The sequence below is a fragment of the Bradyrhizobium sp. CCBAU 45321 genome, assembly GCF_028128975.1.
Taxonomy (GTDB): domain Bacteria; phylum Pseudomonadota; class Alphaproteobacteria; order Rhizobiales; family Xanthobacteraceae; genus Bradyrhizobium; species Bradyrhizobium yuanmingense.
Map to the genome: position 1 here is coordinate 530,513 of NZ_LFKZ01000017.1, position 25,524 is coordinate 556,036.

The window sequence follows — 25,524 nt, forward strand, 5'->3', positions numbered from 1 at the left end:
CATGAGTGCCCCATATCTTCTCGCCCCGGGGGCAGTCAGCGGCGAGCGCTCGCCGAACGAGACGCCAAAGGAGAGCACCATGGGTCTACTCGACGTCCTCAACGGCATGCAGAACGGCCCGCGCGACCAGAGCACACCGAGCTCCGAGAAATCCTCCGGCGGCATGTCGCCGATGACCATGGCGCTGCTCGGCCTGCTCGCCTGGAAAGCATTCAAGCATTTCACCGGCAACCAGTCCGGCTCAGCGCCCCAACCGTTGCCGACACCCGCGCCTCCGCCCGTGAACGTAGGTCAGGGCGGCGGTCTGAACGACATGCTCAAGGGCGGCCTCGGCGGCCTGCTCGCCGGCGGTGCGGCCGGCAGCATTCTGAGCGGCGGGCTTGGCGATCTCCTCAACCAGCTCCAGCAAAGCGGACACGGTGATGCCGCCAATTCCTGGGTCGGCAAGGGCGAGAACAAGCCAATCGCGCCGGGCGATCTCGCCAGCGCACTCGGCGCCGACCAGATCGAGAGCCTGTCCGCCCAGAGCGGCCTGTCGCGCGAAGAGCTGCTCTCCGGCCTCAGCCAGTATCTGCCGCAGGTGGTCGACCATTTGACGCCGGACGGACGGCTGCCGACCGAGAATGAACTCTCGGATCGGGTCTGATCGGTTCAAAGAGAGGGGAGCACTATCATGAGCATGGGCGGCCTGTTTTGGATCATCCTGGTCGGCTTCATTGCCGGGCTCATCGCGCGCTGGCTGTCGCCGGGGCCGAACAATCCGAGCGGCTTCATCCTCACCACCATCCTCGGCATTGCCGGCGCGTTTCTGGCCACCTGGATCGGCCAGGCCATCGGCCATTACAGCCCCGACCAGGGCGCCGGCTTCATCACCGCAACCATCGGCGCAGTGGTGGTGCTGTTCATCTGGAATCGGCTGGTGGCGAGCGGCGTGATCAAGGGGTGACCACTGCCGCCACAACTCCACTGTCGTCCCGGACAAGCGAAGCGCAGATCCGGGACCCATAGCCACAGGCAGGAGTTTGGCGAAGACTCGGCGTGACCAGAGTCGCGCAACCACTCCTCCCTGTGGTTATGGATCCCCGCCCCACGTGCGCAATTGCGCACTAGGCGGGGATTACAGCGGAAATTGGAGCGCGAGCTCACGTAATCAAATGCATCCCCGCATCCATGCGCACGACCTCGCCGGTCATGTTGCTGGAGGCCGGCGTCGCCAGGAAGCAGACGAGCTGGGCGATGTCCTCCGCGGATGATGCGACCTTCAGCGGCACTTTCGCCACGACGCTGTCGCGCACCTGCTTGGCCTGCGCCTCGCCGCGGCCCTTGGTGAACCAGGGCGTGTCGATATAGCCGGGGCAGACCGTGTTGACGCGGATCAGCGGCGCCAGCGCGCGCGACAGCGACAGCGTCATGGTGTTGAGTGCACCCTTGCTCGCGGCGTACGCAATCGACGAGCCGACGCCGCTGATGCCGGCGACCGAGGAGACGTTCACGACCGCAGATGGCCGCCCCGAAGCCTTGGCGGCGGCTTCGAGCAAGCTGCGCGCCGCGCGCACCATCTGGAACGGGCCGATGGTGTTGACGCCATAGACCCGCTGGAAATCTTCCGCCGACAGACCGTCGAGATCGGCGTGAGCCACATGCTTGGTGGTGCCGGCATTGTTGACCAGGATGTCGAGCCGGCCCCAGCCGCTCGCCGCCGCGACGATCTTGCGGCAATCCTCATCCTTGGAGACGTCGCCCTGCGCAACCAGCACCTCCGCAGCGCCGGCCTTGCGGCAGGTCTCGGCCGTCGCCTCGGCTTCCTTCTGGCTCGACGAATAGTTGATGACGAGCCGCGCCCCACTGCGGGCGAGAATCTCCGCAGTCGCTGCACCCAGCCCGGATGCGGACCCCGTCACGATTGCGCACAAGCCGTCTTTTGCCATCCGGATTTCCTTCCCCTGTATCTGGTGTAGCGTCCTGTTTAGCGAGTTTGCCGCGCCCTGCAAATCGAGCAAACTCCGCTAAGCGGAATTAGCATTTCCTGAAGCCTGGCCCTATGCCGGCGCCGCAGATGGACCTGCGATCAACGCTTGTCAGGGCCATGGCTTTTTCCGATCATCGGGCGCAAGAAGAGACTGCGCACTGGCCGATCAGACCGGACGCGCCAATGGCAAGATACGGGGAACGCTGTGGCGGAGAGTGACAATATCGTCGTCGAGACCGCGGAGAAGATCTTCGCCGATCTCGCCGATCCGCAAACCATCAACAACGACAAGAAGAATTCCTGGCAGGCGCCGCTGTGGCAGGCGCTGAGCGAAGCCGGCCTGCCGCTGTCCTGGGTGCCGGACGATCTCGGCGGCTCGGGCGCGAGCCTCGCCGACGGCTTTGCGCTGCTGAACGCCGCCGGCCGTTTCGCAGTCGCGGTGCCGCTGGCCGAGACCATGCTGGCGGGATGGCTGCTGGCACAGGCGAAGATCGCTTCCCCCGAAGGCGAGATGACGATCGTGCCGGCGTCCCCGAAGGACCGTATCACCCTCGATGCCGACGGTGCGCTCTCCGGTCGCGCGCGCGGCGTGCCCTTTGCAAAAGCAGCGAAGCATTTTGCGGTCCTGGCACACGGCAAGGACGGTGCTTCCATTGCCCTGATCGACGCGGCCAAGGCGCGGATCGAGGCCGGGCTCAATGTCGGCTACGACCACAGCGATACCGTCATGCTCGACAAGGTCCAGCCCGTCGCCATCAAGCCCGCGCCGAAGGGCTTTGAGCAGACCCATCTTATGCTGATGGGCGGCGTCGCGCGTAGCCTCCAGATCGCCGGCACCCTCGAATCCATGCTCGACATTTCCGTGCGCTATTCCAACGAGCGCGTCGCCTTCGAGAAGAAGATCTCGAAATTCCAGGCGGTGCAGCACAATCTCGCCCGCCTCGCCGGCGAATCCGCCGCGGCGCTTGCGGCGGCGACGTCCGCCGCCGACGCCATCGCCAATGCAAGATCGTTCAACGACGAGATCTATCTCGAAGCCGCCTCGGCAAAGATCCGCTGCGCGGAAGCTGCCGAGAAGGGCGGCGGCATCGCGCATCAAGTCCATGGCGCGATCGGCTTCACCATGGAGCACATCCTGCACCGCTATTCGCTGCGCGCGCTGGCCTGGCGCGACGATTTCGGCTCGGAAAGCTACTGGGCCGTCGAACTCGGCAAGCTCGTGGCAAATCGCGGCGCCGACGAATTGTGGCCGCTCGTGGCATCGCGCTGATCAGGGGACGAGACACAATGACCGCTGCCCTCCGCTTCGATCCGATCCGCCTGCCGGAGAAATGCGAGCAATTGCGCAAGGAAGTGCGCGCCTTCCTCGCCGAGGAAATCGCCGCCGGCACTTTCGATCCGCACAAGCCCAATCGCGAGGACACCGACGCGCCGGAATTTTCCCGCCGGGTCGGCGCCAAGGGTTGGCTCGGCATGACCTGGCCGAAAAAGTATGGCGGCCAGGAACGCTCCTTCCTCGAGCGCTACGTAGTGACCGAGGAGATGCGCGTCGCCAATGCGCCGACGCGGCGCTTCTTTGTCGCCGACCGCCAGAGCGGGCCGGTGCTTTTGAAATACGCGCCCGAGCACATCAAGATGGACATCCTGCCGCGGATCTGCCGCGGCGAGGTCTGCTTTGCCATCGGCATGAGCGAGCCGAACTCGGGCTCCGATTTGTTCGCGGCGAAGACGCGCGCGACCAAGACCGAGGGCGGCTATCTCATCAACGGCACCAAGATCTGGACCTCGTCGGCGCATATCGCCGACTACATGATCGCGATCTTCCGGACCTCGCCGCCGACCAAGGAGAACCGCCGCCACGGCTTGACCCAGTTCCTGGTCAAGATGAAGCAGCCGGGCATCAAGGTGAACCCGATCGGCCAGATCACCGGCCAGTACGAGTTCAACGAGGTCGTCTTCACCGATCACTTCATTCCCGATGATCATGTGCTCGGCGAAGTCGACGGCGCCTGGAAGCAGGCGACGAGCGAGCTCGCTTATGAACGCTCGGGTCCCGAGCGCTTTCTCGAAACCTATTACGTGCTGACCGAGCTGGTCCGCGCGGTCGGCCCCAACCCGGACACGCGTAGCGCCGAGGGCATCGGCCGCCTGGTCGCACAGCTTCACACCATGCGGCGCATGTCGGTCTCGGTCGCCGGCATGCTGGAAGCCGGCAAGGAGCCGGTGGTCGAAGCGTCCATCGTCAAGGACATCGGCACGGTCTGGGAGCAGCAGCTGCCGCATCGCGTGCGCGATCTCGCTGCCTTCGTCGAGGAGACCGCGACCAACCGCGAGACCTTGGAGCGACAGCTCGACTTCGCGATCAAGACCGCGCCGAAACTCACCATCCAGGGCGGCACCACCGAGGTGCTGCGCGGCATCATCGCCCGCGGATTGGGTCTGCGCTAATTCAATCGAGGATCATCATGAGCACCTATCAAGATATCGGCGTCGAGAAGGTCGGGCATGTCGGCACCATCGAGATCCGCCGTCCGCCTCTCAACTTCTTCGACATCTCGCTGATCAACCAGATCGCGGACGCGCTCGACGAGTTCGACCGCGAAATCGAGATTCGTGCGTCCGTGCTCTCCGCGCAGGGCAAGGCGTTTTGCGCTGGCGCCAATTTCGGCGATCCAGCGCGGCAGGCGCAGGAGGCGCGCGAGGCCGAGAAGAAAGGCGATCCCGCCGACAGTCTCGGCCCGATCAACCATCTTTACATCCAGGCCGTGCGCATCTTCCGCGCCAAGAAGCCGATCGTTGCTGCCGTGCAGGGCGCGGCCATCGGTGGCGGACTCGGTCTCGCGGTCTCCGCCGATTTCCGTGTCACCTGTCCCGAAGCGCGCTTCTCCGCAAACTTCACCAAGCTCGGCTTCCACCCCGGCTTCGGCCTGACCGTGACGCTGCCGGAGCTGATCGGCAAGAACAACGCCGAGCTGATGTTCTACACCAGCCGCCGCGTCACCGGCGAGGAGGCCTACAAATGGGGCCTCGCCAACGAGCTGGTGCCGCAGGACCAGGTCAAGGCGGCCGCGATGAAGCTCGCCGCCGAGATCGCCGAATGCTCCCCGCTCGGCCTGCTCTCCACCCGCGCCACGATGCGCAATGGCCTCGCCGACCGTGTGATGGCCGCGACCAATCACGAGCTCGCCGAACAGACGCGCCTGCGCGCGACGGAGGATTTCAAGGAAGGCGTGAAGGCGACGGAAGAGCGCCGCGCGGCGAATTTTAAGGGAAGGTGAGCGTCGCGATGCCGTAGCGTGGGTCAAAGGCGTGCGAGCGCCGTGCCCACCGTCGTGTCTCCAATGAAAGAGTGCGTGGGCACGCTTCGCTTTGCCCACCCTACTCTTCTGCGTTAGACGGTTCGTGGGGATGGAAACCCATCACCCGTCTCGCGGCTACGCAGCGATCCATCCCCTCCCACAAGGGGAGAGAGTTCAGGGCGATCAACTCACCCGGAACGTCACTCCGCCCAGCAAGAACTCGTTGCCTGCGACCGCGAGCCCCTTCGCCTTGGCGGCATGCAGCACTTGCGCCACGTCAGTCACCCGAAACTCCAGCGCGCTCATGATCTCGCTGGCGCCCTTCACGAAGCGGAAGGTCGCGTTGGGCAGCTTCAGTTCGGCGCCTTCAGGCGCGATGCCGATGATCCTGCCCCAATGCTCTGCCAGCCCTTGCGGATCCGGGCTCTGCATCTCCACCGCCGTCAGCGCCTCGGTCACATCCTTGCGGATGAATTTCTGCCAGTCCGGTCCCGCCGGCGGATAGGCGCCCAGAACGTCGTCGCTGCCTGCGGTGTGATTGAACTCGATGAAGGCAGCACGGCAATCGCGGGGGTGGAGCTGGACGCCGTGATATGGCGCGTGGTCGATGACGTTGGCGGTGCGCACGCCGAGCGCATTGGCGTTGCGGCCGCGCTCGTCCGGATCGTCGCAGCAGAAGATCGCCATGTAGCCGCCGCGGCCGCCGGTCTTTTCGATGAAGCGGCCGGCCGTGGTGCCGTCCTTGAACGGCGCGACCACCTCCAGCAGGATCGTGTCGACCGGGAGCAGCGCGTTCTCCAGGCCGTATTTGGCGACATTGCCGTCGCGGTAGCAGACCGCGAGGCCCATGATCCGCCCGATATCCGTGATGACGGGCTCGAGTTGCGGCGCGACCAGGCAGATCTGACGCAGCCGGACATAGGGCGCCATGGTCAAGCGCCCTTGAAGGTCGGCTTGCGCTTCTCGACGAAGGCCTTGGCGGCTTCCTTGTGGTCCTCGGTGTCGCTGCAACGGGTGTGATGGATCGCCTCGCCGTCGAAGCAATCCTCCAGCGCCAGGTGCTCGGCGTTGTTGATGTTGCGCTTGATGAAGCCGAGCGCGATCGACGGCCCCTGCGCCAGAGACAGTGCGAGCTCGTGCGCGGCCGCGTCGATCTCGGCGTCGGGCACGACCTTCGTCACCATACCGATCGCATGTGCCTCCTTCGCCGTGAGCACCGGTGACATCAGATAGAGCTCGCGCGCCCGCGCGCTGCCGAGCAGCTGTGTCAGGAAATAGGTGCCACCGTAGTCACCGGAGAAGCCGACCTTGGCAAAAGCAGTGGTGATCTTGCAGGATTCGGAGGCGATGCGCAGGTCGCAGGACAGCGCCATCGACAGGCCGGCGCCGGCCGCCGCGCCATCGAGCTGGGCCACCACGGGCTTTGGCATCTGATGCAGGATGCGCGAGACCTCCATGCCGCGGCGCAGATTTGCAAGCTTCTGCTCGAACGGCAGCGGCGCGCGCCCTGCCGCCATCGACTTGACGTCGCCGCCGACACAGAACGAGCCGCCGGCGCCCTTGAACAGCACCGCCCGCACCTCGGGATCATCAGCCGCGCGTCGCGCCGCCTCGACCAGCCCGGCGACCATCTCCGGGTTGAGCGCGTTCTTCCGCTCCGGCCGGTTCATCGTGATGGTGAGCAGCCCGCCGTCGAGCTTTTGCAGGACCATGTCGTTCATGGGGCGTCTCCCTGGTTGTTGTTTTGCTCCGTCATTCCGGGGCTCCCCTTGGGGCGAACCCGGAATCCATTCATCGACCGTCACTGCCGCCCGATGGATCCCGGGCTCGCGCTTACGCGCGCCCCGGGATGACGGCGCGACTTACGTCACGCCGTCACTTCTTCACCAGCGGGCAGCGCGACTGCTCTAGCGACTGGAACGCCTCGTTCCCGGGGACGGTGGCGAGCAGCTTGTAATCGTCCCACCGGCCCTTGGACTCCGACGGCTTCTTCACCTCGAACAGGTACATGTCGTGGATCATGCGGCCGTCCTCGCGGATCTTGCCGTTCTTGGCGAAGAAGTCGTTGATCGGCGTCTCCTTCATCAGCTTGATCACCGCCGCGGCGTCGGTGGTGCCGGCCGCCTTCACGGCTTTCAGGTAATGCGTGACGGAGGAATAGACGCCGGCCTGCGCCGAAGTCGGCACCCGCTTGGTGCGCTCCATGAAGCGCTTCGAGAATGCGCGCGTGTCATCGTTGAGATCCCAGTAGAACGCTTCCGCGAGCAGCAGCCCCTGCGCGGTCTCGAGCCCGATCGAATCGATATCGGTGACGAAGGCGAGCAGCGGCGAGACCTTCTGGCCGCCCTTGGTGATGCCGAACTCCGCAGCCTGCTTGATGGCGTTGATGGTATCACCGCCGGCATTCGCGAGCCCGATCACCTTGGCCTTGGAGGCCTGGGCCTGGAGCAGGAAGGACGAGAAATCGGACGTGTTGAGCGGGTGGCGGACACTGCCGAGCACCTTGCCGCCGGTCTTGGTCACGACCGCGCTGGTGTCCTTCTCCAGATCCTGGCCAAAGGCATAGTCGGCGGTAAGGAAGAACCAGCTGTCGAGACCCGACTTCACCGCCGCAAGACCGGTCACATTGGCCTGGCCGTAGGTGTCGAACACGTAGTGGATGGTGTAGGGGCCGCAGGCCTCGTTGGTGAGACGGATCGAGCCCGGCCCGTTAAACATGATGATCTTGTTGCGCGCTTTCGCGATCTCGCCGGCGGCCAGCGCGGTCGCGGAGGCCGCGACGTCGTAGATCATTTCGACACCCTGATTGTCGAGCATGTCGCGGGCGATGTTGGCGGACAGATCGGCCTTGTTGAGATGGTCGGCCGCCAGCACTTGGATCTTGCGTCCAAGCACCTCGCCGCCGAAATCCTCGACCGCCATCTTCGCCGCAGTCTCGCTGCCGGGACCCGTGATATCCGCATAAAGGCTCGACATGTCGAGGATGCCGCCGATCTTCAGCGGTGGCTTGTCCTGAGCCTGTGCGGCGCTCGCATTGAGGGCAAACGCGGCGGCAAAAATGCCGGACAAAATAGTCTTCATCGAAAACGACCTCCCTTATCGCGCCGTGCTCTGATGGCGGCTTGGTTATTGCTCTTGGCTATTGCTCGTGGCTATTCGCTGTTGCCGCAATCATGCCGCATGCGCAAGAGCGCAGCAAGCGCAGGTGCGATGCAGATGAATGATCAATGCGCGCTTTCCGCAAAGCGGAATGCTGAGAAGACGGAAGCTGTCTCCGCATCGTCATTGCGAGGAGCTCTTGCGACGAAGCAATCCAGAGTCTTTCCGCGTAAATAGCCCGGATTGCTTCGCTGCGCTCGCAATGACGGAGCGTGAGGAAGCCTCTTCGCGCGCCACTACGCATGAGGTATGGTTACCGCGTAGTACAACCTCTCCGGATCACGTGACGCAACGGCTTCGCTTCATCGTCGCATGTCTTCTTGTCGCAAGTAGCTCGGCATTCGCGAGCCCCTGTCAGTTCGAGTCCCAAGGCGAAGGCCGCGTCGCTGCCATCGTCGATGCGCGCAGCCTGCGGCTCGATGACGGGCGCGAGATCCGCCTCAGCGGCATCGCGCCGACCGCGACCACGAAGCAGGCGCTGACCTCGCTGCTCGCCGGCCGCGACGTGATGCTGCGGAGCGCTGACGACACGCCCGATCGCTACGGCCGCCAGGGCGCAATGGTCTTCATCGACGAAAGCGACGTCTCGGTGCAGGCCATGCTGCTCGCCCGGGGCGATGCCATGGCCTCCGCCGAGATCGGGGACAAGGACTGCGCGGCCGCCCTGATGGCCTCCGAAGCCGCAGCCCGGCACCAAACAATGGGCAGCTGGGCTGACCCGTCGGCCATAAAAAACGCGGAAAGTCCGGACGATATTTTGGCGGAGATCGGGCGTTTTGCGGTGGTCGAGGGCAAAGTCCTGTCGGTCCGGCAAGCTGGGGCAACGACCTACCTCAACTTCGGACGGAACTGGACACGCGGCTTTGCCGTGACTATTTCAAAGCGCACGCTAGCGGCGTTCGAAAGCGCTGGTCTGGCCATTAAGTCCTTGGAGAATCGGCGTATTCGCGTTCGGGGCTGGGTTGAGGGGAATACGGGGCCGCGTATCGATGTGCGCTCCGTGGGGCAGATCGAGTTGCTGGGCGCAAACGAGCCGACAGGGGTAAGGCCTTAAGACAGGCCAGGCACGGGTTAAGCAACGTGAATGGAGTGCTAGAACGGCACGGACTGGGCGATTGCCGCCGCCTGCGGGCTGCGCCGGCCGCGCTTTGCCTTGTGCTGGGCGGACTTCTCGCCGGCTGCGGCGATATGGGCCGGTTCCAGACTGCGGCGACCCCGCCAGCCGTCGCGATGCCGAAGCCGAAACCCGCGGTCGCCCAAACGCCGGCCACCGAGAAGGAGCACGAGCGCATCCTGGCGAGCTACGGCGGGACCTATGACGATCCCAAGCTCGAGGCGCTCGTCAGCAAGACCGTCGACCGGCTGGTCGCGGCCTCCGAGCGGCCCGATCAGGGCTACAAGGTGACCATCCTCAATTCCGGGGCGGTGAACGCCTTCGCGCTGCCCAACGGCCAACTCTATGTCACGCGCGGCCTGCTTGCGCTCGCCAGCGACACCTCCGAATTGTCCTCCGTGCTCAGCCACGAGATGGCGCATGTGCTGTCCAAGCACGCGGCGATGCGCGAAGACCAGGCCCGCCAGGCCGCGATCGTCACCCGCGTCGTCACCGACATGAGCAACGATCCCGACCTCACGGCGCTGGCGCTGGCCAAGACCAAGCTCACCATGGCAAGCTTCTCGCGCAAGCAGGAATTCGAGGCCGACGGCATCGGCGTCGGCATCTCCGCCAAGGCGAATTTCGACCCTTACGGCGCAGCCCGCTTCCTCTCCGCAATGGAGCGAAATGCCGAGCTGAAGGCCGGCAAGAGCTCGCTCGACCCCCGCGCGCAGGATTTCACCTCGTCGCATCCGGCAACTCCGGAACGCGTGCAGAACGCGCAGAACATTGCCCGCCAATACACGGCGCCTGAAGGCGCCGAGCGCGATCGCGAAAGCTATCTCGCCGCGATCGACAATCTCGTTTATGGCGAGGACCCCAGCGAAGGCTTCGTCCGCGGCCGGCGCTTCCTGCATCCGAAGCTCGGCTTCACCTTCCAGGCGCCGGACAATTTCACGCTCGACAACACCGCACAGGCCGTGATCGGCGTGCGCGAGGGCGGCGCGCAGGCGATGCGCTTCGACGTCGTGCGCGTGCCGGCCGAACAATCACTCGGGGACTACCTCAACTCCGGCTGGATGGAAGGCGTCGAGAAGGCGTCGACCGAGGATCTCACCGTCAACGGTTTCCCGGCGGCGTCCGCCACCGCCAAGGGCGATCAGTGGCAGTTCAAGGTCTATGCGCTGCGATTCGGCAGCGACGTCTATCGCTTCATCTTCGCGGCACGGCAGAAATCGACCGAGAGCGAGCGGAATGCGCGCGAGACCGTCAACTCGTTCCGCCGGCTGACGCTGGAGGAAATCCAGGCCGCGCGCCCGCTGCGCATCAAGGTCATCACCGTGCAGCCCGGTGACACCGTGGAATCGCTCTCGCACCGCATGGCCGGCGTCGACCATCCCGCCGAGCGCTTCCGCGTGCTTAACGGCCTCGATCGTACCTCGCAGGTGAAGGTGCGCGACCGCGTCAAAATCGTGGTGGACTAACGCCTCGCTAGGCGCGCGCCGTCCCGGATAGACGCGGCTTCCCCCGCACCATGATCAGCGCCGCCGCCATCACCTCCAGCGCGATGCAGAGGTAGAAGGGCAGCGTATAGCTGCCGGAGAGATCGTGCAGGAAACCGACCACGCCGGGGCCGAACGCGTAGGTCACCTGGTTGATGGCGGTGTTGAGGCTGATCAGCACGCCGAAGGCAGCGGAATCGAACTCCTGCTGCACGATGAGCGAGGGCAGCGTGATGAGGTTGCCGACCGAAAAGCCGAACACTGCGCAGGCCGCGATCAGCATATAATCGTTGTGCAGGTTGACGACGACGAGAAGCGCGGCAGCCTGGCTGAGGAACGACAGCGCGGACGCGAGGCGCTGATTGATGCGGTCGATCACCAGCGAGAACAGCACGCGACCGACCACCGCCATCGCGGTCAGCACCGCGACGGCCACGGCCGCGCGCTCGCGCCCGATCGCGGGATCAAGGAACGAGATCAGATGCACGATGAAGCCGACCTGAGCGAACAGCACCAGGGCGAAGGCAATCGTCACCGTGAGGAAGCGCGTGTCCCGCAGCGCCCAGGCGCGAACTTCGGTCGATGATGGCGGCTTCGCCTTCGCTGCCGCGTGCCAGCCGTGGCGATCGGGCGGGCTGCCGACGAGAAGAAGGATGATCGGCACGAGCAGCACCAGCATGGCGCCGGCGGCGGCGTACATCGCACCGGCGAAGCCGATATGGCCGATCAACGCCACCAGCAGCGGCACGCCGGCGATGCCGCCGAAGCTGGCGCCATTGAGCGCGAGACTGATCGCCATGCCGCGCTTCTCGTCGAACCACAGGCTGATCGTGGTGGTGATCATGGCAAGACTGGTGCCGGCCCAGCCGAAGGCGAGCACGGCATTAGCGAGATAGAGCTGCCAGGGTTCGCGCACCGCGCCGATCGCGACCGCAGCCGTCGCCATCGCCAGCGTCCCGGCGATCAGGCTCAGCCGCGGACCGTATTTCCGCACGGCCTCGCCGACGAAGACGACCAGCAGCGCGCCAAACAGATAGAAGAACGTGGTGCCAGATGAGATCAGCGAGGCCGGCCAACCCCGCGCGCGCTGCAGCTCGGCGACATAGACGCTCTGGCCGTAGAAGCCGAGGCCCCAGCCGAAGGTCGCGAGCAGGAAGCAGACCGCGACGACGCGCCAGCCTTCGTAACGGAGCGAGGATTCGTCGAGCGTGGGATGCCGAGCATTATCGAGCATGTCGCCTACTCCGTCTAACCCGGGTTCGTCCCGCCTGCGCGGCCGAAGCCGCCTCGGCGAGGCGAAGGCCAGGGCATCCACGTTCTTCGATCCGCGCCTAAGCCGTGGATGGCCGGGACCAAAGTCCGGCCGTGACGCATTTAATAAGTCGTCGCCGGAAAATCACTTCGTCCTGGATCGAAGTGTCAACGCTGCTGACAGCCTCTTGCCAAACTAGACCGCGTCGGGGAATTCGCCCATCGCCGCCTCCAGGCGCGCCCTGCGGCGGCGGGCCCAGGAGACCAGCGAGAGAACGGCAAGACCCAGCACCACCGGCGGGAACACCACGAGGTTCACGGCGGACCAGCCGTAATTGGCGAGCAGCTGGCCCGACGAGAACGAGCCGATCGCCATCATGCCGAACACCAGGAAATCGTTGAAGGCCTGCACCTTGTTGCGCTCCTGCGGGCGATGCGTCTCCAGCACCAGTGCGGAGGCGCCGATGAAGGCGAAATTCCAGCCCACGCCGAGCACGATCAGCGTCGCCCAGAAATGCATCGCGGTGAGGCCGGAGAGCCCGATGATGGCGGCGCCCGCTTCCAGCAGCAGGCCGGCGGCGACGATCTTCGGAGCGCCGAAGCGCGCGATCAGCGTGCCCGTGAAGAAGCTCGGCCCGTACATGGCAACGATGTGCCATTGCAGGCCGAAATTGGAATCGGACACAGATAGGCCGCACAGCTTCATCGCGAGCGGCGCCGACGTCATGACCAGGTTCATCATGGGATAGGCGATGACGCCGCATAGCGCCGCCGCGATGAAGCGCGGCTGGGACACGATCGTGAGCAGCGGCCGCCCACCGTGCAGATCGGCCGGCGCGGGCTTCGGCATATCGACGCCGGCGACGATGCCCATCGCGATCAGCGCGACGGCGGCCTGCACCAGGAAGCTGAAGGCGAACAGATAAGGCTGCCAGACATCCATGGTCCATTGCACGAGCTGCGGACCGAGCACGCCGGCGAACACGCCGCCCGCCATCACCCAGGACACCGCCTTCGGCCGGTAAGCCGCACTGGCGCCATCGGCAGCCGCGAAGCGATAGGACTGCGCCACCGCGCCGTAGAGGCCGCCGAGGAAAGTCGCCAGACAAAACAACGCGAACGAGCCGTGCAGGATCGCGAACGAGCCGAGCAGGCCGGTGAGCGCACCGAGGCCGGTGCCGATGACGAAGGCGGCGCGGCGGCCGAAGCGGCGCGAGATCGCGCCGGTCGGCAGCGTGCCGGCAGCGAGCCCTACCACATACATCGAGATCGGCACGGTCGCGAACGACATGTCCGGGGCGAGCGTTGCGCCGACGATCGCACCTGTCGCGAAGATCACAGCCGAGTTGGCGCCGGTCAGCGCCTGCGCGGCGGCGAGGCGCACCACGTTGGCGCGCACGCGGGCATCGCCGACTATCTCGTTGGCTGCAGTCACGTCCAGCATCGGCATTTCCGCCCAAAGGGCCTGTTGATTCGCGGCACTATGGAGGGGTGAGAGAGGGCCGGCAACCGGCGCAAACGGGCGCGGGCCATGCCCCTGACGCAATCGCTTGAATGATAGCGCCGCGCGCCCTTGACGGCTTGCGCACGATCAAATCCTATCCGCCGCGATCTTGGGAGTTACGTTCATGTCCGTCGACGACAGGCCCACCCTGCAAGCTCCCGACGACGATCCCTGGCTGTGGCTCGAGGAGATCGAGGGCCGGCAGGCGCTCGATTTCGTCGAGCGGCAGAACAGCCTGACGCTCAGCGCCTTCGGCGGAAAGGCCTTCGAGCACGACCGCGATCTCCTTGCCGCGATCTACGACCGCTCCGACAACATTCCCTATGTCAGCCGGCGCGGCTCCGATCTGCACAATCTCTGGAAGGACGCCGCCAACCCGCGCGGCCAGTGGCGGCGAACCACGCTGGCCGAGTTTCGCAAAGCCAACCCAGCATGGGAGATCATGCTGGACATCGATCAGCTCGCGCAGAACGAAAACGAGGACTGGCTGCTCGGCGGGATCGCCAGCATGCCGGGGAACTCACGCGTGATTCTGAGCCTGTCGCGCGGCGGCAGCGATGCCGTGACGCTGCGGGAATTCGACATGGAGACGAAGCGCTTCGTCGTTGATGGCTTCGCGCTGCCGGAAGCGAAAGGCGGCGTCGACTGGCTCGATGCCGACACGCTGTTGCTGTCGAGCGCCCATGGCGAGGACATGGCGACTGGCTCGGGCTATGCGCGGACGGTTCGGCTGTGGCGGCGCGGCCAGCCCGTCGATCACGCCGAGATCATCGCCGAAACCACCGCCGATCACATGGTGATCTATGGCAGCACTGATGACACCGGGCCTGCGCCGCGGGCGTGGATCGTCGACCAGATCGACTTCTTCAATCACGCGATCTGCCTGCGCGATGCGTCGGGCGCGATGAAGCAGCTCGATCTGCCGACCGGCATTTGGCTGCAGGCCCATGGCGACTGGTTCGCGATGAAGCTGCGCAAGGATTGGACGGCCGGGGGGCGGACCTATGCCACCGACACCGTGCTCGGCATCTCCTTGTCGGCGTTCCTAAACGGCAGTCGCGACTTTGCGGTGCTGTTCGAGCCGGCGCCGCGGCGCGCCTTGCAGGGCCTGTTCTGGGCGGCGGGCAAGCTTGTGCTTTCGATCCTCGACGAACTGCGCCCACGCTTCGAGGTCTGCACGCCGTCCGCGGCCGGCTGGAGCCGCGAGATGCTTCCCGGCCTGCCGGGAATCGGCGTCGTCGATGTCTGGACGCTCGATCGCCATCCTTCCGAGAGCAATGGCGATCTGCTCGCCAATGTGCAGGATCCGCTGACGCCGCCGGCGCTGCTGCTGATCGAGCGCGGCATCGCAAGCCCGATCGTGCTGAAGCAGGCGCCGAAGACGTTCACCGCCGATGGCCTCGTTGTGATCCAGCACGAGGCGATCTCGGTTGACGGCGAGCGCATCCCCTATGTGCAGACCGGCCCCGCTGGCGAGACCGGCGATGCGCCGGTCTATCTGAGCGCCTATGGCGGCTTCGGCGTTTCAGTGAAGCCGTACTATAATTCCTCGCTCGGCAAGCTGTGGCTGGAGCGCGGCGGCACGATTGTGCAGGCGAATCTGCGCGGCGGCGGCGAGTTCGGCACGCGCTGGCACGATGCCGGACGGCTTGCCGGCAAGAAGCTCTCTCACGACGATTTCGCCGCCGTAGCCGCCGATCTCGTCCGCCGCGGTGTGACGAGCGCAAAACGCATCGCCGCGCAGGGCGGATCGAACGGCGGCATCCTCATCACCAACATGCTGGTACGCTACCCCGAGCGTTTCGGCGCATTGTTCTGTACCATCCCGCTGATCGACATGCGCCGCTACACCAAGCTGCTCGCCGGCGCGAGCTGGATCGCGGAATATGGCGATCCCGACAAGCCCGACGAATGGGAATGGCTGAAGACCTATTCCGCCTATCACAACGTCAGGGACGGCCAGGCGTACCCGCCGATCCTGATCGCGACCACGCGGCGCGACGACCGCGTCCATCCCGGCCATGCCCGCAAGATGGCGGCAAAGCTGCAGGCCATGGGCTATGAGGCCTGGTTCTACGAGCCGCCGGCAGGCGGCCACGGCTACGGCAAGGACAACAAGGAGCGCGCCGGTTTCGAGGTGCTGGGCTATCGGTTCTTGAAGGAGAAGATCGGGTGGCGGGATGAAGGCTAGAGGCGGGTGCGCTGACGTCTCCACATCGTCATGGCCGGGCTTGACCCGGCCATCCACGCCTTGCCTTACCGCCCGAAGAACGTGGATGCCCGGGCCTTCGCCTCGCCGAAGCGGCTTCGGCCGCGCAGGCGGGACAAGCCCGGGCATGACGACCTCCTAGCCTCTTGCGAACACCAGCGTCAGATTGTTCGCGGGCATCTCGATCGTGTCGATGAGGCCGAGGCCTGCCGCCTTCGCCAGCTTCTCGACGTCGACGACGTCGCGCACGCCCCATTCGGGATTGCCCTCGCGCAAGGAGGTGTCGAACACCGCGTTGCTGAGCGCGGTATGCTTGCCGTCGCGCTTGAAGGGGCCGTAGAGGAACAGCTTGCCGTCACGGCGCAGATAACGGCCGGCGCCGGCGAACAGGCCTTCGGCCACGGCCCAGGGCGCGATGTGAATGACGTTGGCGCAGAATACGGCCGCGAGGCTGGTCGGCCCCTGCCCGCTTTTCATTTCCGGACACCAGTCGGGATCGGTGAGATCGATGCGCAGGGGTGGGCGGATGTTCGGCAGGCCGGCATGCACGCGCCAGGCTTCGATGCTCTTGAGGTGGCGCTGGTTGAGATCGCTCGGCCACCAGATCAGGCCCGGCGTGTGGCGGGCGAAATGCACCACGTGCTGCCCGGTTCCACTGCCGAGTTCCACGACGCTGCCGGTCGCATCCGCGAGATGCTTTTCCAGCGCCGCCCAGATCGGTTCGTGATTGCGATGGAAGGCCGGCGCATCGAGCCGGCCATCCGGCTCGACCCGTCCGCCATCCCTGCCAAATTCGACCACATATTCAGCCAAGTGACGTCCCCAAAAAATGCGAACCGGAAAAGGCGACCAAACGTCCGAGAATAATCTGCTAGTTCACGCCCATACGAATGAACGAACTATCTCGTCAGTTGCAATGCGCAGGATATTAACTCCATTTCACCGCGTGCATAGTCTTGATTGTCAGACGATGGCCTTTGTGCTTTTGAACAATTCCGCAAACGAGATCATCGAGATAACGCCGGGACGATGCCTTGACCGCCTTTCCTCGCAAGCCCGCTCTGCTTGCTGCGCTGGCCCTCCTCGCCGGGGCGGCAATGGCCCCGGCGGAGGCGCAATCCACTGTGACGGAGGGCCAGAAGCTCGCCTTCGACCGCGGCAAGGGCAATTGCCTCACCTGCCACGTCATCAAAGGCGGCGACCTGCCGGGGACGATCGGACCGGAGCTGAAGGACATCAAGGCCAAATACCCCGATCGCAACGAGCTGGTTGCGATCATCTTCGACGAGACCAAGCGCAATCCGCAAACCATGATGCCGCCGTTCGGCCGGAACCGGATTTTGACCGAACAGGAGATCGACGCGATCGTTGATTTCCTGCAGACCCTGTAACCGCCGGCGGCCCACAGGAGACTTGAGATGACCACGACCCCCAAGCCTCATTGGAGGCCTCATCCGACGCGGCGCCTGATCCTTCAGGGCGCTGCCTCCGTGGCGCTGCTCGGCCTCGGCAATCTGCCGTTCGCGCCCGCGCGCGCCGCGGCGAACGACAAATATCCGGAAGAGGCCTTCAGGCAGAAGAGCGAGGCGGATGCGATCAAGGCGCTCTACGGCAAGGCCGCCGAGCCGTCGGACAAGGTCAAGCTGGATGCGCCGGAGATCGCCGAGAATGGCGGCGTCGTGCCGATCTCGGTGACGACGACGCTGGATAAGGTCACCTCGATCTCGTTCTTCGTGGCGGAGAACCCGAACGCGCTGGCGGCCAGCTACAGGATTCCCGGTGGCACGATCCCTGCCGTCGCCAACCGGCTGAAGATGGCCAGGACCACTAAATTGACCGCGATCGTAGAGGCCGACGGCAAGCTCTACAGCGCGACCAAGGAGGTCAAGGTCACCGTCGGCGGTTGCGGCGGCTAAGCGAGGCAGTTCGACATGGCATCCAGCATTCGCGTGCGCGCAACATCGACCGGCGACATCACCGAGGTGCAGACGCTGATCCAGCACCCCATGGACACCGGCCTCGTCAAGGACTCCAAGGGCGAGTTGATCCCGGCACATTTCATCCAGCAGCTGAAGTTCGAGTGTAACGGCAAGGACGTGTTCGTCGCCGATTGGGGCACAGCGGTCTCTAAGGACCCCTACGTCAAGTTCAGCTTCAAGGGCGCCAAGAAGGGCGACGAGCTCAAGATCTCTTGGACCGACAACAAGGGCGGCTCGGATACGACCACCGCGAAGATCGCGTGATGAACGCCCGCATCCACCTCCTGCTTGGCTCGCTCAGCGCTGCGCTCGTCGCGTTCGCGCTCGCCGCGCCGCGCGTGATCGCTGCCGACAAGGTCGATCCCGTCGCCGACGCCAAGGCGTTCCAGAACTTCTTCTTCCAAAAGTTTCCGAACGTGAAGCACGAGGATTTCGTCAACGGTCCGTATTCCATGAACGAGGACATGAAGCGGCAGTGGCAGGAGAAGGAGGAATTCCCGCCTTACGAGTTCGCGCTCGAGGCCGGCAAGGAGATGTTCTCGACCCCGTTCAAGAACGGCAAGACCTATGCCGACTGCTTTCCGAACGGCGGCATCGGCATCCGCCAGAACTATCCGTACTTCGACAGCGGCGAAGGCAAGGTCATCACGCTGGAGCTCGCGCTCAACCGCTGCCGCGAGGCCAATGGCGAGGCGCCCTATTCCTACATCAAGGACGAGATGGCCTCGCTCACCGCCTACATGGCCTACACCTCGCGCGGCAAGCTGATGGACATCAAGATACCCGACGATCCCCGCGCGCTGGCGGCGTACGAGAACGGCAAGCGCTATTTCTACACGCGGCGCGGCCAGATGAATTTCTCCTGCGCGAGCTGCCACGTGCAGAGCCCGGGCGAGCGCATCCGCGCCGAGACCCTCGCCCCGGCGCTCGGCATCCTCAACGCGATGCCGATCTACCGCTCCGAATGGAGCGGCATGGGCACGACCAGCCGCCGCTTCGTCACCTGCAACAGCCAGACCCGCGCGGTTCCGCTGGAGCCGCAGTCGGATGAATATCGCGACGTCGAATATTTCCTGTCCTACGTCGCCAACGGCCTGCCGATCTCGGGACCGGGAGCACGGCCATGAAGCTGTCACTTGGCTTGGCCATGCTGCTCGCCTTGAGCCTTGCGCCATCCGCGCGCGCGGCGAGTGAGGCGGACTACAAGGCGGCCTATGCCGCCGCCGAAGCCGCCTCCAAGGAGGCGGCGGGCATGCGCAACCAGTGGACGGTGACCGTATCTGCGCTGGCGGCCGCGAAAAGGGCTGCCGATGGCGGCGATTTCGGCCGTGCGGTGGCCGCGGCCAGGGAAGCCGAAGCGCTGGCGAAGGCGTCGATCTTCCAGGCTGTTTCCGAAAAAGAAGCCTGGAAGGCGATGGAAATCCGCTAGACTGCCCCGCGGTGAACGCGGTCCCCACGAGAGGCGCGGAGAATTCTTGAATGGCGATCCGCCGCCGCGATTTCCTGAAAGGTGCAGGCGTTGCCGCCGCAACGATCGGCCTGCCGCGGCTCGCCTGCGGCGCTGACGCCGCCAGCATCTATGACCTCGAACGGTTCGGCAATGCGCGGATTCTGCACATCACCGACACGCATGCGCAGCTCAATCCGGTCTATTACCGCGAACCCAGCGTCAATATCGGCATCGGCGAGATGGCGGGACGGCCGCCGCATCTGGTCGGCCGGGCCTTTCTCGAGCGCTTCGGCATCCGCGCCGACAGCGCCGATGCCTATGCCTTCACTTGCTTCGAGTTCGAGAAGTCCGCAGGCCGCTTCGGCAAGCTCGGGGGCTTTGCCCATCTGAAGACGCTGGTCGATCGCCTGCGCGCCGATGTCGGCGAGCGGCGTTCGCTGCTCGTCGACGGCGGCGATCTCTGGCAGGGCACGGGGCTGGCCAACCTGATGCAGGGCCGCGACATGGTCGAGGTCGCCAATCTGCTCGGCATCGAGGCGATGACGGGGCATTGGGAATTCACCTATGGCGAGCAGACGCTGCGCGACAATCTCGAGCGTTTCAAGGGCGAGTTCCTGGCGCAGAACGTGTTCCTGACTGAGGAGGCCGCGTTCAACGACGCGCCCGCCTTCGACAAGGCCACTGGGCGCGTGTTCAAGCCTTCCGTCATCAAGGAGCTCGGCGGGCATCGCATCGCGATCGTCGGCCAGGCCTTTCCCTACACTCCGATCGCGCATCCCAAGAGGTTTACACCGGACTGGAGCTTTGGCATCCGCGAGGAGGAGCTGCAGAAGCATGTCGATGCCTTGCGCGGCACCGACAAGGTCGACGCCGTCGTGCTGCTGTCGCACAACGGCATGGACGTGGACCTCAAGCTCGCCAGCCGGGTCACCGGCATCGACGTCGTTCTCGGCGGCCACACCCATGATGCCGTGCCGCAGCCTATGCCAGTGAAGAACGCAGGTGGCACGACGCTCGTCACCAATGCCGGCTCCAACGGCAAATTTCTGGGTGTGCTCGACCTCGCGCTCGACAGCGGCAAGGTCAGCGACGTCAGGTATCGGTTGCTGCCGGTCTATTCGGAGCTGCTGAAGCCCGATCCGGCGATGGCCGAGCTGATCGGCCGGGTCCGTGCGCCGCACGTGGCCGACTGGTCGGAAAAGATCGCAACGCCCGACCGGCTGCTTTATCGCCGCGGCAATTTCTCCGGCCCCATGGACGAATTGATCTGCACCGCGCTGCGCACCGAGCTCGATGCCGAAATCGCGCTGTCGCCGGGCTTCCGCTGGGGCATCACCGCGCTGTCCGGCCAGGCGATGACGATGGAGGATCTGCTGGCGGAAACCGCGATCACCTATCCCGAGACCTATGTGCAGGAGATGACGGGGGCCCAGATCAAGGACCTGCTCGAGGACGTCTGCGACAACCTCTTCAACGCCGATCCCTACTACCAGCAGGGCGGAGACATGGTCCGTGCCGGCGGGCTCAGCTACACCTGCACGCCGGACGCTGCGATCGGCAGCCGCATCTCGGAGCTGAAGCTCGGCAGCGGCAAGGCGCTCAGCGCCAGCCACCGCTACAAGGTCGCGGGCTGGGCCTCAGTCAACGGCCAGCAGGGCGCGCCGGTGTGGGACGTGGTCGGCAAATATCTGCGCTCGGGCCGGATGATGCCCGAACGGCTCGGCTCCGGCGTGACGCTGAAAGGGGTCGAGGGCAATCCAGGCATTGCAGGACTGGGATGATGTGTTTTGTCCGCGATCATGCTGGCCATAATAATAATCTTCTAGATTTTTCTGCTCATGCAGTGACTTACTTCTCTTTCCGACCCGTATTGTAGTAGAATCTTGGAAGTCAGTTCCAAGCCGGGTCCTGCCATGATCTTCCGACAGCTCTTCGACAGCGTTTCGGGCACGTACAGCTACGTCCTCGCCAGCCGCCCCGGCGGCGAGGCGCTGATTCTCGATCCTGTGCTGGAGAAGGTCGACCGCTACTGCCAATTGCTGCGCGAGCTCGACCTCAAGCTGGTCAAGGCGGTGGACACGCATCTGCATGCCGACCACGTCACCGGCCTCGGCGAGCTGCGCGACCGCACCCATTGCATGACCGTGATGGGCGACCAGACCAAGGCCGACGTCGTCGCCATGCGGGTGGCCGACGGCGACAAGGTGACGATCGAGGGCCTGTCGCTCGACGTGATGTACACGCCGGGCCACACCGACGATTCCTATTCTTATTTGATGGGCGACCGCGTCTTCACCGGTGACACGTTGCTGATCCGCGGCACCGGCCGCACCGATTTCCAGAACGGCTCGGCGCGCGCGCAATACGATTCGATCTTCAACCGCCTCTTGAAGCTGCCGGACGAGACGATGGTGTTTCCGGCCCACGACTACAAGGGCGACACCGTCTCCACCATCGGCGAGGAAAGACGCTACAATCCGCGGCTCCAGGTGCGCTCGGTCGACGAATATGTCGAGCTGATGGCCAATTTGAAGCTGCCCAATCCGAAGATGATGGACGTGGCGATCCCCGCCAACATGCATGTCGGCCTGCATCAGGAAGAGTTGGAGAAGGAAGGCCGCGCGCTCAGCGCAATCGAGGCGATCCGCAGCCTCGGCCGGCCCGACATCCTGCTGGTGGACTTGCGCGAGACCAATGAGCGGATGAAGCACGGCATGCTCGAAGGCGCGCTGCACACGCCCTATCCCTCCGTCGAAGAGAGCCTGAAGCCCGGCGGCATGCTGCGCGAGGTCGCGGCCGCTAGCGGCCGCCGCGTGGTGTTCTTCTGCGCTTTCGGCGAACGCTCGGCGATGGCCGTTGCGGCTGCAAAGGAGGCGGGGCTTCTCAACACCGCACATATCGCCGGCGGCATCGATGCCTGGAAGAAGGCGGGCGGGCCGGTGGTGCACTGACGGCCTCGTCGCCCCTTGAGATAAATCAGGCGCCGCACATATTTGGCAGGTACATTCGGATGCAGCATCACCATCCGGGACCAGCCATGGCCAAGACCGGCAAGCCGAGCGAGCCGCCCAAGACCACCGAGAACAAGCCCGCGGACAACAAGAGAGCCCCGCGCCGGCACCAGACCGATGACGACGATTACGAAGACGGCGACATCGCGACGCCGAAACGTGATCGCTATGGCCCGGACGACGAGCCGTTCTGAGGGGGACGTTGATTTTGATCGCGCGCTAGTGGGATGGAGGCCTACCCGCACTACCTGCCATGCGTCTGCGTTCATGGACAAATAACCGCCAGCCCCGATAGTTTGCCGGTCCATCGGGAGTGAAACGGAACTGCAATGGTCGACGTTCTCGCCGCACCGCAACAAGGCAAGACGGACAGTGCGCTGCGCACGCTGACGGGGATCTCGATCGCGCATTGGGTCAGCCATTTCCATCTGCTGGTCCTGCCGATGCTGTTTCCGTTCCTGAAGGAAGAGCTCGGCGTCGGCTATGTCGAGCTCGGCTTCTCGCTGACCACGCTCGCCCTCGTCTCCGGCCTGACGCAAGCGCCGACCGGCTACCTCGTCGATCATTTTGGCGCGCGCAAAATCCTGCTGATCGGGCTGACGCTCGGCGGCTGCGCGCTGATCCTGCTCGGTCTGCACCTCAGCTACGCTGCGCTGATCGCCTGCGCCGTGCTGCTCGGGCTCGCCAACAGCGTCTATCACCCCGCCGATTACGCGATCCTGGCCGAGCACATGGACGAGGCGCGGATGGGCCGCGCCTTCTCGGTCCACACCTTCGCCGGCTATCTCGGCGGCGCCGTGACGCCGGCGATCGTGGCGGCATTGGTCATGCTATGGGGCGGCGTCGGTGCGCTGATCGCCTCTGGCGCGATCGCCATTTTGGTGGCGATGCTGCTGGTAGCCATGGGCATCCCCGAGGCCGGCGCACACAAGAAGAAATCGGGCAGCGCAAGCGCGCCGAAGCAGGCCGTGATCACGCCGGCGCTGATCACGTTGACCGCACTGTTCATGCTGCTGAGCCTGTCGGTCGCGGGCATCAACAATTTCGGCGTGGTGGCGCTGATGAGCGGCTACGGCACGTCCTATTCGATCGCCAATGTCGCGCTGACTGCGTTTCTCGCCGCAAGCGCCGCGGGCGTGCTCGCCGGCGGCTTCCTCGCCGACCGCACCGAGCGCCACGGCTATGTCGCCGCGGCCTGCTTCGCCGCGAATGCGGCTATCGTGCTGCTGATCGCGCTGGTGACGCTGCCGGGCTGGGCCCTGACCGCGACGATGGCGACCGCAGGTCTCCTCTCCGGCGTGATCGCGCCTTCGCGCGACATGCTGGTGCGCAATGCCGCGCCTCCGGGTGCCGCGGGGCGCGCCTTCGGCATCGTCTCCACCGGCTTCAACCTCGGTGGCATCGTCTCACCGCTGCTGTTCGGCTGGATCATGGATCAAAGCGCGCCGCACTGGGTGTTCGGCGCGTCCGTGATCTTCATGGTGGCGACGGTGGTGCTGTCGCCGTTCACGGAGCGCCGGCCGGCGAAAGCAAATTGAGCCGTCGGTATCGACACAAATTCAACTGTCGTTCCTGCGAAGGCTAGCGAGGCGGCCGCTTACCCTCCCCTGGAGGGGCCCTGGAGGGGGAGGGTCGATCGCGCGCAGCGCGAGCGGGGTGGGTGATCTCTCCTCTCGGGCACTGCCGGATGGGGAAACACCGTCACCCCACCCCACATGCGCAGCGACCCTCCCCCTCCAGGGCAGGGTAAGAGAGAGCCGCGACTTACGTCGGCGACACCGCGCCCTTCAGCGCCGCGCCCTGCGCCGCCGCACCACGCGTCAGCCTGGCCTTCTCCGTATTCGGCCACAGCAGCAGCAGGCCGATGACGCCGGAGCCAATCATGACCACCGCGTTGATGGTGAAGCCGGTCAGGTAGCCGTCGAGCATGCTGCCGGCGCGCTGGATCACGGTGCCCATCACGCTCGGCGCGATGATGCCTGAAAGCGTGTAGAGCGCGCCGTAGATCGCGAGCACTGCACCGCGCTGCGAGGCCGGGGTGAACTCGCCGAGCATCGGCGGGCAGACCACGTAGATCGCGCCGCAGAGTCCGGAGCCGACGACGAGCAGCGCGATCTGCAGGCCGGCGCCCTGCACATGCGGCATCATCGCGAGGATCAACCCACCGATCACCAGCGGCACCGAGCCGAGCACGCCGCGCGAGACGCGCGTGGTGTAGCCGCGGGCCATCATCACCTGCGAGATCCAGCCGGTGAGGAGAACGATGGTGGCGCCGAACACCCAGGGCAGGATCGAGATGAAGCCGGCCTGGCTCTGCGAGAAGCCGAGCCCCTTGACGATGAAGGGCGTGAACCAGGTGAGGCCGAGCGACAGCGCCCAATAAGCGCCGAAGGTCGCGACCACGCAGCCGAGGAAGGTGCGCGAGGTCAGCAGCTGCACGTACGGAATCTTCGGCTCGGTGGCGGCCAGGACCTCGGTATCCTCCAGCGGGCCTTCCTTGCCGAGCGCGAGCCAGGCTGCGACCCAGATTAAGCCGACGACCCCGAGCGCGCCGAACGCGTAGTGCCAGGAATGGTTGACGATGATCCAGTTCAGCGCCGGCACCGCCAGAATGACGCCGAAGGCCGAGCCCTGTGACAGGATTGCGGTCGGCAGCGTGCGCTTCTCGTCGGGAAACCATTTGTAGATGGCGTGCGCGGCGACCGAGAAGGCCGGCCCTTCGCCCGCCCCCAAGACGATTCGGCAGATCAAGAGCGTGGTGAAGGAGACTGTGCCGACCATCGGGAACTGCGACACCGCCCATATCACCGCCAGCGTCAACAACACCCAGCGCGTCGGCACCTTGTTAACGATGAAGCCGACCACGATGGCCGAGATCGAGAACAGGAAGAAGAACGAGGACCCGAGCAGGCCGAACTGCTCGGCGCTGAGCTTCATGTCGGTCATGATCGGCACGCCGGCGAGACCGACCACGATCTTGTCCGCGAAGTTCACCACCATGAAAAGAAAGAGGAGAAATGTAATAGTCCAGGCGCCCTTTGGCGTTTTGGTCGTCTTAGCCGCCACATTCGGCATTTCCTGAGCGCTCATCATTC

Annotated in this window: 25 protein-coding genes; 17 read left to right on the plus strand and 8 right to left on the minus strand. The window is 65.0% G+C overall.

Annotated features, from left to right (window positions below; translation table 11 throughout):
- Positions 1 to 79 precede the first annotated feature (79 nt).
- Both ACM43_RS08525 and ACM43_RS08530 read left to right on the plus strand, forming a co-directional pair.
- On the plus strand, positions 80 to 646 hold the full coding sequence (locus ACM43_RS08525) for a YidB family protein (RefSeq protein ID WP_271539691.1): 567 nt from the start codon (positions 80 to 82) through the stop codon (positions 644 to 646).
- A 27-nt stretch (positions 647 to 673) separates the two neighbouring features.
- Positions 674 to 946, plus strand: a complete 273-nt coding sequence (locus ACM43_RS08530; protein WP_370103030.1) for a GlsB/YeaQ/YmgE family stress response membrane protein — start codon at positions 674 to 676, stop codon at positions 944 to 946.
- A 196-nt stretch (positions 947 to 1,142) separates the two neighbouring features.
- Here the strand turns inward: ACM43_RS08530 and ACM43_RS08535 are convergent, their stop codons facing one another.
- On the minus strand, positions 1,143 to 1,928 hold the full coding sequence (locus ACM43_RS08535) for an SDR family NAD(P)-dependent oxidoreductase (protein ID WP_109141716.1): 786 nt from the start codon (positions 1,926 to 1,928) through the stop codon (positions 1,143 to 1,145).
- A gap of 246 nt (positions 1,929 to 2,174) precedes the next feature.
- Between ACM43_RS08535 and ACM43_RS08540 the strand changes: the two genes are divergently transcribed.
- The 3 genes from ACM43_RS08540 to ACM43_RS08550 are packed head-to-tail and all read left to right on the plus strand — an operon-like array spanning position 2,175 to position 5,247.
- Positions 2,175 to 3,239 (plus strand): acyl-CoA dehydrogenase family protein, encoded by a 1,065-nt coding sequence (locus tag ACM43_RS08540; RefSeq protein ID WP_271539692.1) that lies wholly within the window; start codon positions 2,175 to 2,177, stop codon positions 3,237 to 3,239.
- A gap of 17 nt (positions 3,240 to 3,256) precedes the next feature.
- On the plus strand, positions 3,257 to 4,417 hold the full coding sequence (locus ACM43_RS08545) for an acyl-CoA dehydrogenase family protein (protein WP_271539693.1): 1,161 nt from the start codon (positions 3,257 to 3,259) through the stop codon (positions 4,415 to 4,417).
- A 17-nt stretch (positions 4,418 to 4,434) separates the two neighbouring features.
- A complete protein-coding gene (locus tag ACM43_RS08550) occupies positions 4,435 to 5,247 on the plus strand; it encodes an enoyl-CoA hydratase/isomerase family protein (protein WP_271539694.1) in 813 nt (270 codons plus the stop codon).
- 204 nt (positions 5,248 to 5,451) lie between these two features.
- Here ACM43_RS08550 and ACM43_RS08555 read toward each other — a convergent pair whose 3' ends face one another.
- The 3 genes from ACM43_RS08555 to ACM43_RS08565 form a co-directional block, all read right to left on the minus strand.
- Entirely contained in the window at positions 5,452 to 6,198 is a 747-nt protein-coding gene (locus ACM43_RS08555) for a hypothetical protein (protein WP_271539695.1), read from the minus strand.
- Positions 6,199 to 6,200: 2 nt separating this feature from the next.
- Positions 6,201 to 6,989 (minus strand): enoyl-CoA hydratase, encoded by a 789-nt coding sequence (locus ACM43_RS08560; protein ID WP_271539696.1) that lies wholly within the window; start codon positions 6,987 to 6,989, stop codon positions 6,201 to 6,203.
- A 154-nt stretch (positions 6,990 to 7,143) separates the two neighbouring features.
- Complete coding sequence (locus tag ACM43_RS08565) at positions 7,144 to 8,349, minus strand: ABC transporter substrate-binding protein (RefSeq protein WP_271539697.1); 1,206 nt, start codon at positions 8,347 to 8,349, stop codon at positions 7,144 to 7,146.
- Between the two features lie 280 nt (positions 8,350 to 8,629).
- Between ACM43_RS08565 and ACM43_RS08570 the strand changes: the two genes are divergently transcribed.
- The gene (locus ACM43_RS08570; RefSeq protein ID WP_271539826.1) at positions 8,630 to 9,481 is read left to right on the plus strand and encodes a thermonuclease family protein; all 852 of its coding nucleotides are present in this window, start codon (positions 8,630 to 8,632) and stop codon (positions 9,479 to 9,481) included.
- Positions 9,482 to 9,615: 134 nt separating this feature from the next.
- Entirely contained in the window at positions 9,616 to 11,007 is a 1,392-nt protein-coding gene (locus ACM43_RS08575; protein WP_271539827.1) for a M48 family metalloprotease, read from the plus strand.
- Between the two features lie 7 nt (positions 11,008 to 11,014).
- Here the strand turns inward: ACM43_RS08575 and ACM43_RS08580 are convergent, their stop codons facing one another.
- Positions 11,015 to 12,259, minus strand: coding sequence for an MFS transporter (locus ACM43_RS08580; protein ID WP_271539698.1), 1,245 nt, complete (start codon positions 12,257 to 12,259; stop codon positions 11,015 to 11,017).
- 213 nt (positions 12,260 to 12,472) lie between these two features.
- Positions 12,473 to 13,720, minus strand: a complete 1,248-nt coding sequence (locus ACM43_RS08585; protein WP_271539699.1) for an MFS transporter — start codon at positions 13,718 to 13,720, stop codon at positions 12,473 to 12,475.
- A gap of 184 nt (positions 13,721 to 13,904) precedes the next feature.
- Here ACM43_RS08585 and ACM43_RS08590 point away from each other — a divergent pair, with 184 nt between their 5' ends.
- A complete protein-coding gene (locus ACM43_RS08590; protein ID WP_271539700.1) occupies positions 13,905 to 15,971 on the plus strand; it encodes a prolyl oligopeptidase family serine peptidase in 2,067 nt (688 codons plus the stop codon).
- Between the two features lie 156 nt (positions 15,972 to 16,127).
- On the opposite strand, the gene ACM43_RS08595 is transcribed toward ACM43_RS08590, so the two are convergent.
- Positions 16,128 to 16,802 (minus strand): DUF938 domain-containing protein, encoded by a 675-nt coding sequence (locus tag ACM43_RS08595; protein ID WP_157285782.1) that lies wholly within the window; start codon positions 16,800 to 16,802, stop codon positions 16,128 to 16,130.
- A 221-nt stretch (positions 16,803 to 17,023) separates the two neighbouring features.
- On the opposite strand from ACM43_RS08595, the gene soxX reads away from it, so the two are divergent.
- The 9 genes from soxX (at position 17,024) to ACM43_RS08640 (ending at position 23,967) form a co-directional block, all read left to right on the plus strand.
- Positions 17,024 to 17,380: a sulfur oxidation c-type cytochrome SoxX gene (gene soxX / locus ACM43_RS08600; RefSeq protein WP_157285781.1), complete on the plus strand. Its 357-nt coding sequence runs from the start codon at positions 17,024 to 17,026 to the stop codon at positions 17,378 to 17,380.
- Positions 17,381 to 17,407: 27 nt separating this feature from the next.
- Complete coding sequence (gene soxY, locus ACM43_RS08605; protein ID WP_157285780.1) at positions 17,408 to 17,905, plus strand: thiosulfate oxidation carrier protein SoxY; 498 nt, start codon at positions 17,408 to 17,410, stop codon at positions 17,903 to 17,905.
- 15 nt (positions 17,906 to 17,920) lie between these two features.
- Positions 17,921 to 18,232 carry a thiosulfate oxidation carrier complex protein SoxZ gene (gene soxZ, locus ACM43_RS08610; RefSeq protein WP_036014600.1) on the plus strand — a complete coding sequence of 104 codons (312 nt, stop codon included), beginning with the start codon at positions 17,921 to 17,923 and terminating at the stop codon, positions 18,230 to 18,232.
- A complete protein-coding gene (gene soxA / locus ACM43_RS08615; protein ID WP_271539701.1) occupies positions 18,232 to 19,095 on the plus strand; it encodes a sulfur oxidation c-type cytochrome SoxA in 864 nt (287 codons plus the stop codon). Before soxZ ends, soxA begins: the two co-directional genes overlap by 1 nt.
- Positions 19,092 to 19,397: a hypothetical protein gene (locus ACM43_RS08620; RefSeq protein WP_036042510.1), complete on the plus strand. Its 306-nt coding sequence runs from the start codon at positions 19,092 to 19,094 to the stop codon at positions 19,395 to 19,397. Before soxA ends, ACM43_RS08620 begins: the two co-directional genes overlap by 4 nt.
- Before the next feature lie 50 nt (positions 19,398 to 19,447).
- Positions 19,448 to 21,199 carry a thiosulfohydrolase SoxB gene (gene soxB / locus ACM43_RS08625; RefSeq protein ID WP_271539702.1) on the plus strand — a complete coding sequence of 584 codons (1,752 nt, stop codon included), beginning with the start codon at positions 19,448 to 19,450 and terminating at the stop codon, positions 21,197 to 21,199.
- Between the two features lie 132 nt (positions 21,200 to 21,331).
- Positions 21,332 to 22,369 carry an MBL fold metallo-hydrolase gene (locus ACM43_RS08630; protein ID WP_157285777.1) on the plus strand — a complete coding sequence of 346 codons (1,038 nt, stop codon included), beginning with the start codon at positions 21,332 to 21,334 and terminating at the stop codon, positions 22,367 to 22,369.
- Positions 22,370 to 22,455: 86 nt separating this feature from the next.
- A complete protein-coding gene (locus ACM43_RS08635; RefSeq protein WP_271539703.1) occupies positions 22,456 to 22,623 on the plus strand; it encodes a hypothetical protein in 168 nt (55 codons plus the stop codon).
- Positions 22,624 to 22,758: 135 nt separating this feature from the next.
- Positions 22,759 to 23,967 (plus strand): MFS transporter, encoded by a 1,209-nt coding sequence (locus ACM43_RS08640; protein ID WP_271539704.1) that lies wholly within the window; start codon positions 22,759 to 22,761, stop codon positions 23,965 to 23,967.
- A gap of 226 nt (positions 23,968 to 24,193) precedes the next feature.
- On the opposite strand, the gene ACM43_RS08645 is transcribed toward ACM43_RS08640, so the two are convergent.
- Positions 24,194 to 25,519 (minus strand): MFS transporter, encoded by a 1,326-nt coding sequence (locus tag ACM43_RS08645; protein WP_157285774.1) that lies wholly within the window; start codon positions 25,517 to 25,519, stop codon positions 24,194 to 24,196.
- Between the last annotated feature and the right edge of the window lie 5 nt (positions 25,520 to 25,524).

Coding starts and splice junctions, on each gene's coding strand:
- ACM43_RS08525 (WP_271539691.1), top strand. CDS start 80: ATGGGTCTACTCGACGTCCTCAACGGCATGCAGAACGGCCCGCGCGAC.
- ACM43_RS08530 (WP_370103030.1), top strand. CDS start 674: ATGAGCATGGGCGGCCTGTTTTGGATCATCCTGGTCGGCTTCATTGCC.
- ACM43_RS08535 (WP_109141716.1), bottom strand. CDS start 1,928: ATGGCAAAAGACGGCTTGTGCGCAATCGTGACGGGGTCCGCATCCGGG.
- ACM43_RS08545 (WP_271539693.1), top strand. CDS start 3,257: ATGACCGCTGCCCTCCGCTTCGATCCGATCCGCCTGCCGGAGAAATGC.
- ACM43_RS08550 (WP_271539694.1), top strand. CDS start 4,435: ATGAGCACCTATCAAGATATCGGCGTCGAGAAGGTCGGGCATGTCGGC.
- ACM43_RS08555 (WP_271539695.1), bottom strand. CDS start 6,198: ATGGCGCCCTATGTCCGGCTGCGTCAGATCTGCCTGGTCGCGCCGCAA.
- ACM43_RS08560 (WP_271539696.1), bottom strand. CDS start 6,989: ATGAACGACATGGTCCTGCAAAAGCTCGACGGCGGGCTGCTCACCATC.
- ACM43_RS08565 (WP_271539697.1), bottom strand. CDS start 8,349: ATGAAGACTATTTTGTCCGGCATTTTTGCCGCCGCGTTTGCCCTCAAT.
- ACM43_RS08570 (WP_271539826.1), top strand. CDS start 8,630: ATGACGGAGCGTGAGGAAGCCTCTTCGCGCGCCACTACGCATGAGGTA.
- ACM43_RS08575 (WP_271539827.1), top strand. CDS start 9,616: ATGGGCCGGTTCCAGACTGCGGCGACCCCGCCAGCCGTCGCGATGCCG.
- ACM43_RS08580 (WP_271539698.1), bottom strand. CDS start 12,259: ATGCTCGATAATGCTCGGCATCCCACGCTCGACGAATCCTCGCTCCGT.
- ACM43_RS08585 (WP_271539699.1), bottom strand. CDS start 13,720: ATGCTGGACGTGACTGCAGCCAACGAGATAGTCGGCGATGCCCGCGTG.
- ACM43_RS08590 (WP_271539700.1), top strand. CDS start 13,905: ATGTCCGTCGACGACAGGCCCACCCTGCAAGCTCCCGACGACGATCCC.
- soxY (WP_157285780.1), top strand. CDS start 17,408: ATGACCACGACCCCCAAGCCTCATTGGAGGCCTCATCCGACGCGGCGC.
- soxZ (WP_036014600.1), top strand. CDS start 17,921: ATGGCATCCAGCATTCGCGTGCGCGCAACATCGACCGGCGACATCACC.
- soxA (WP_271539701.1), top strand. CDS start 18,232: ATGAACGCCCGCATCCACCTCCTGCTTGGCTCGCTCAGCGCTGCGCTC.
- ACM43_RS08620 (WP_036042510.1), top strand. CDS start 19,092: ATGAAGCTGTCACTTGGCTTGGCCATGCTGCTCGCCTTGAGCCTTGCG.
- soxB (WP_271539702.1), top strand. CDS start 19,448: ATGGCGATCCGCCGCCGCGATTTCCTGAAAGGTGCAGGCGTTGCCGCC.
- ACM43_RS08630 (WP_157285777.1), top strand. CDS start 21,332: ATGATCTTCCGACAGCTCTTCGACAGCGTTTCGGGCACGTACAGCTAC.
- ACM43_RS08635 (WP_271539703.1), top strand. CDS start 22,456: ATGGCCAAGACCGGCAAGCCGAGCGAGCCGCCCAAGACCACCGAGAAC.
- ACM43_RS08640 (WP_271539704.1), top strand. CDS start 22,759: ATGGTCGACGTTCTCGCCGCACCGCAACAAGGCAAGACGGACAGTGCG.
- ACM43_RS08645 (WP_157285774.1), bottom strand. CDS start 25,519: ATGAGCGCTCAGGAAATGCCGAATGTGGCGGCTAAGACGACCAAAACG.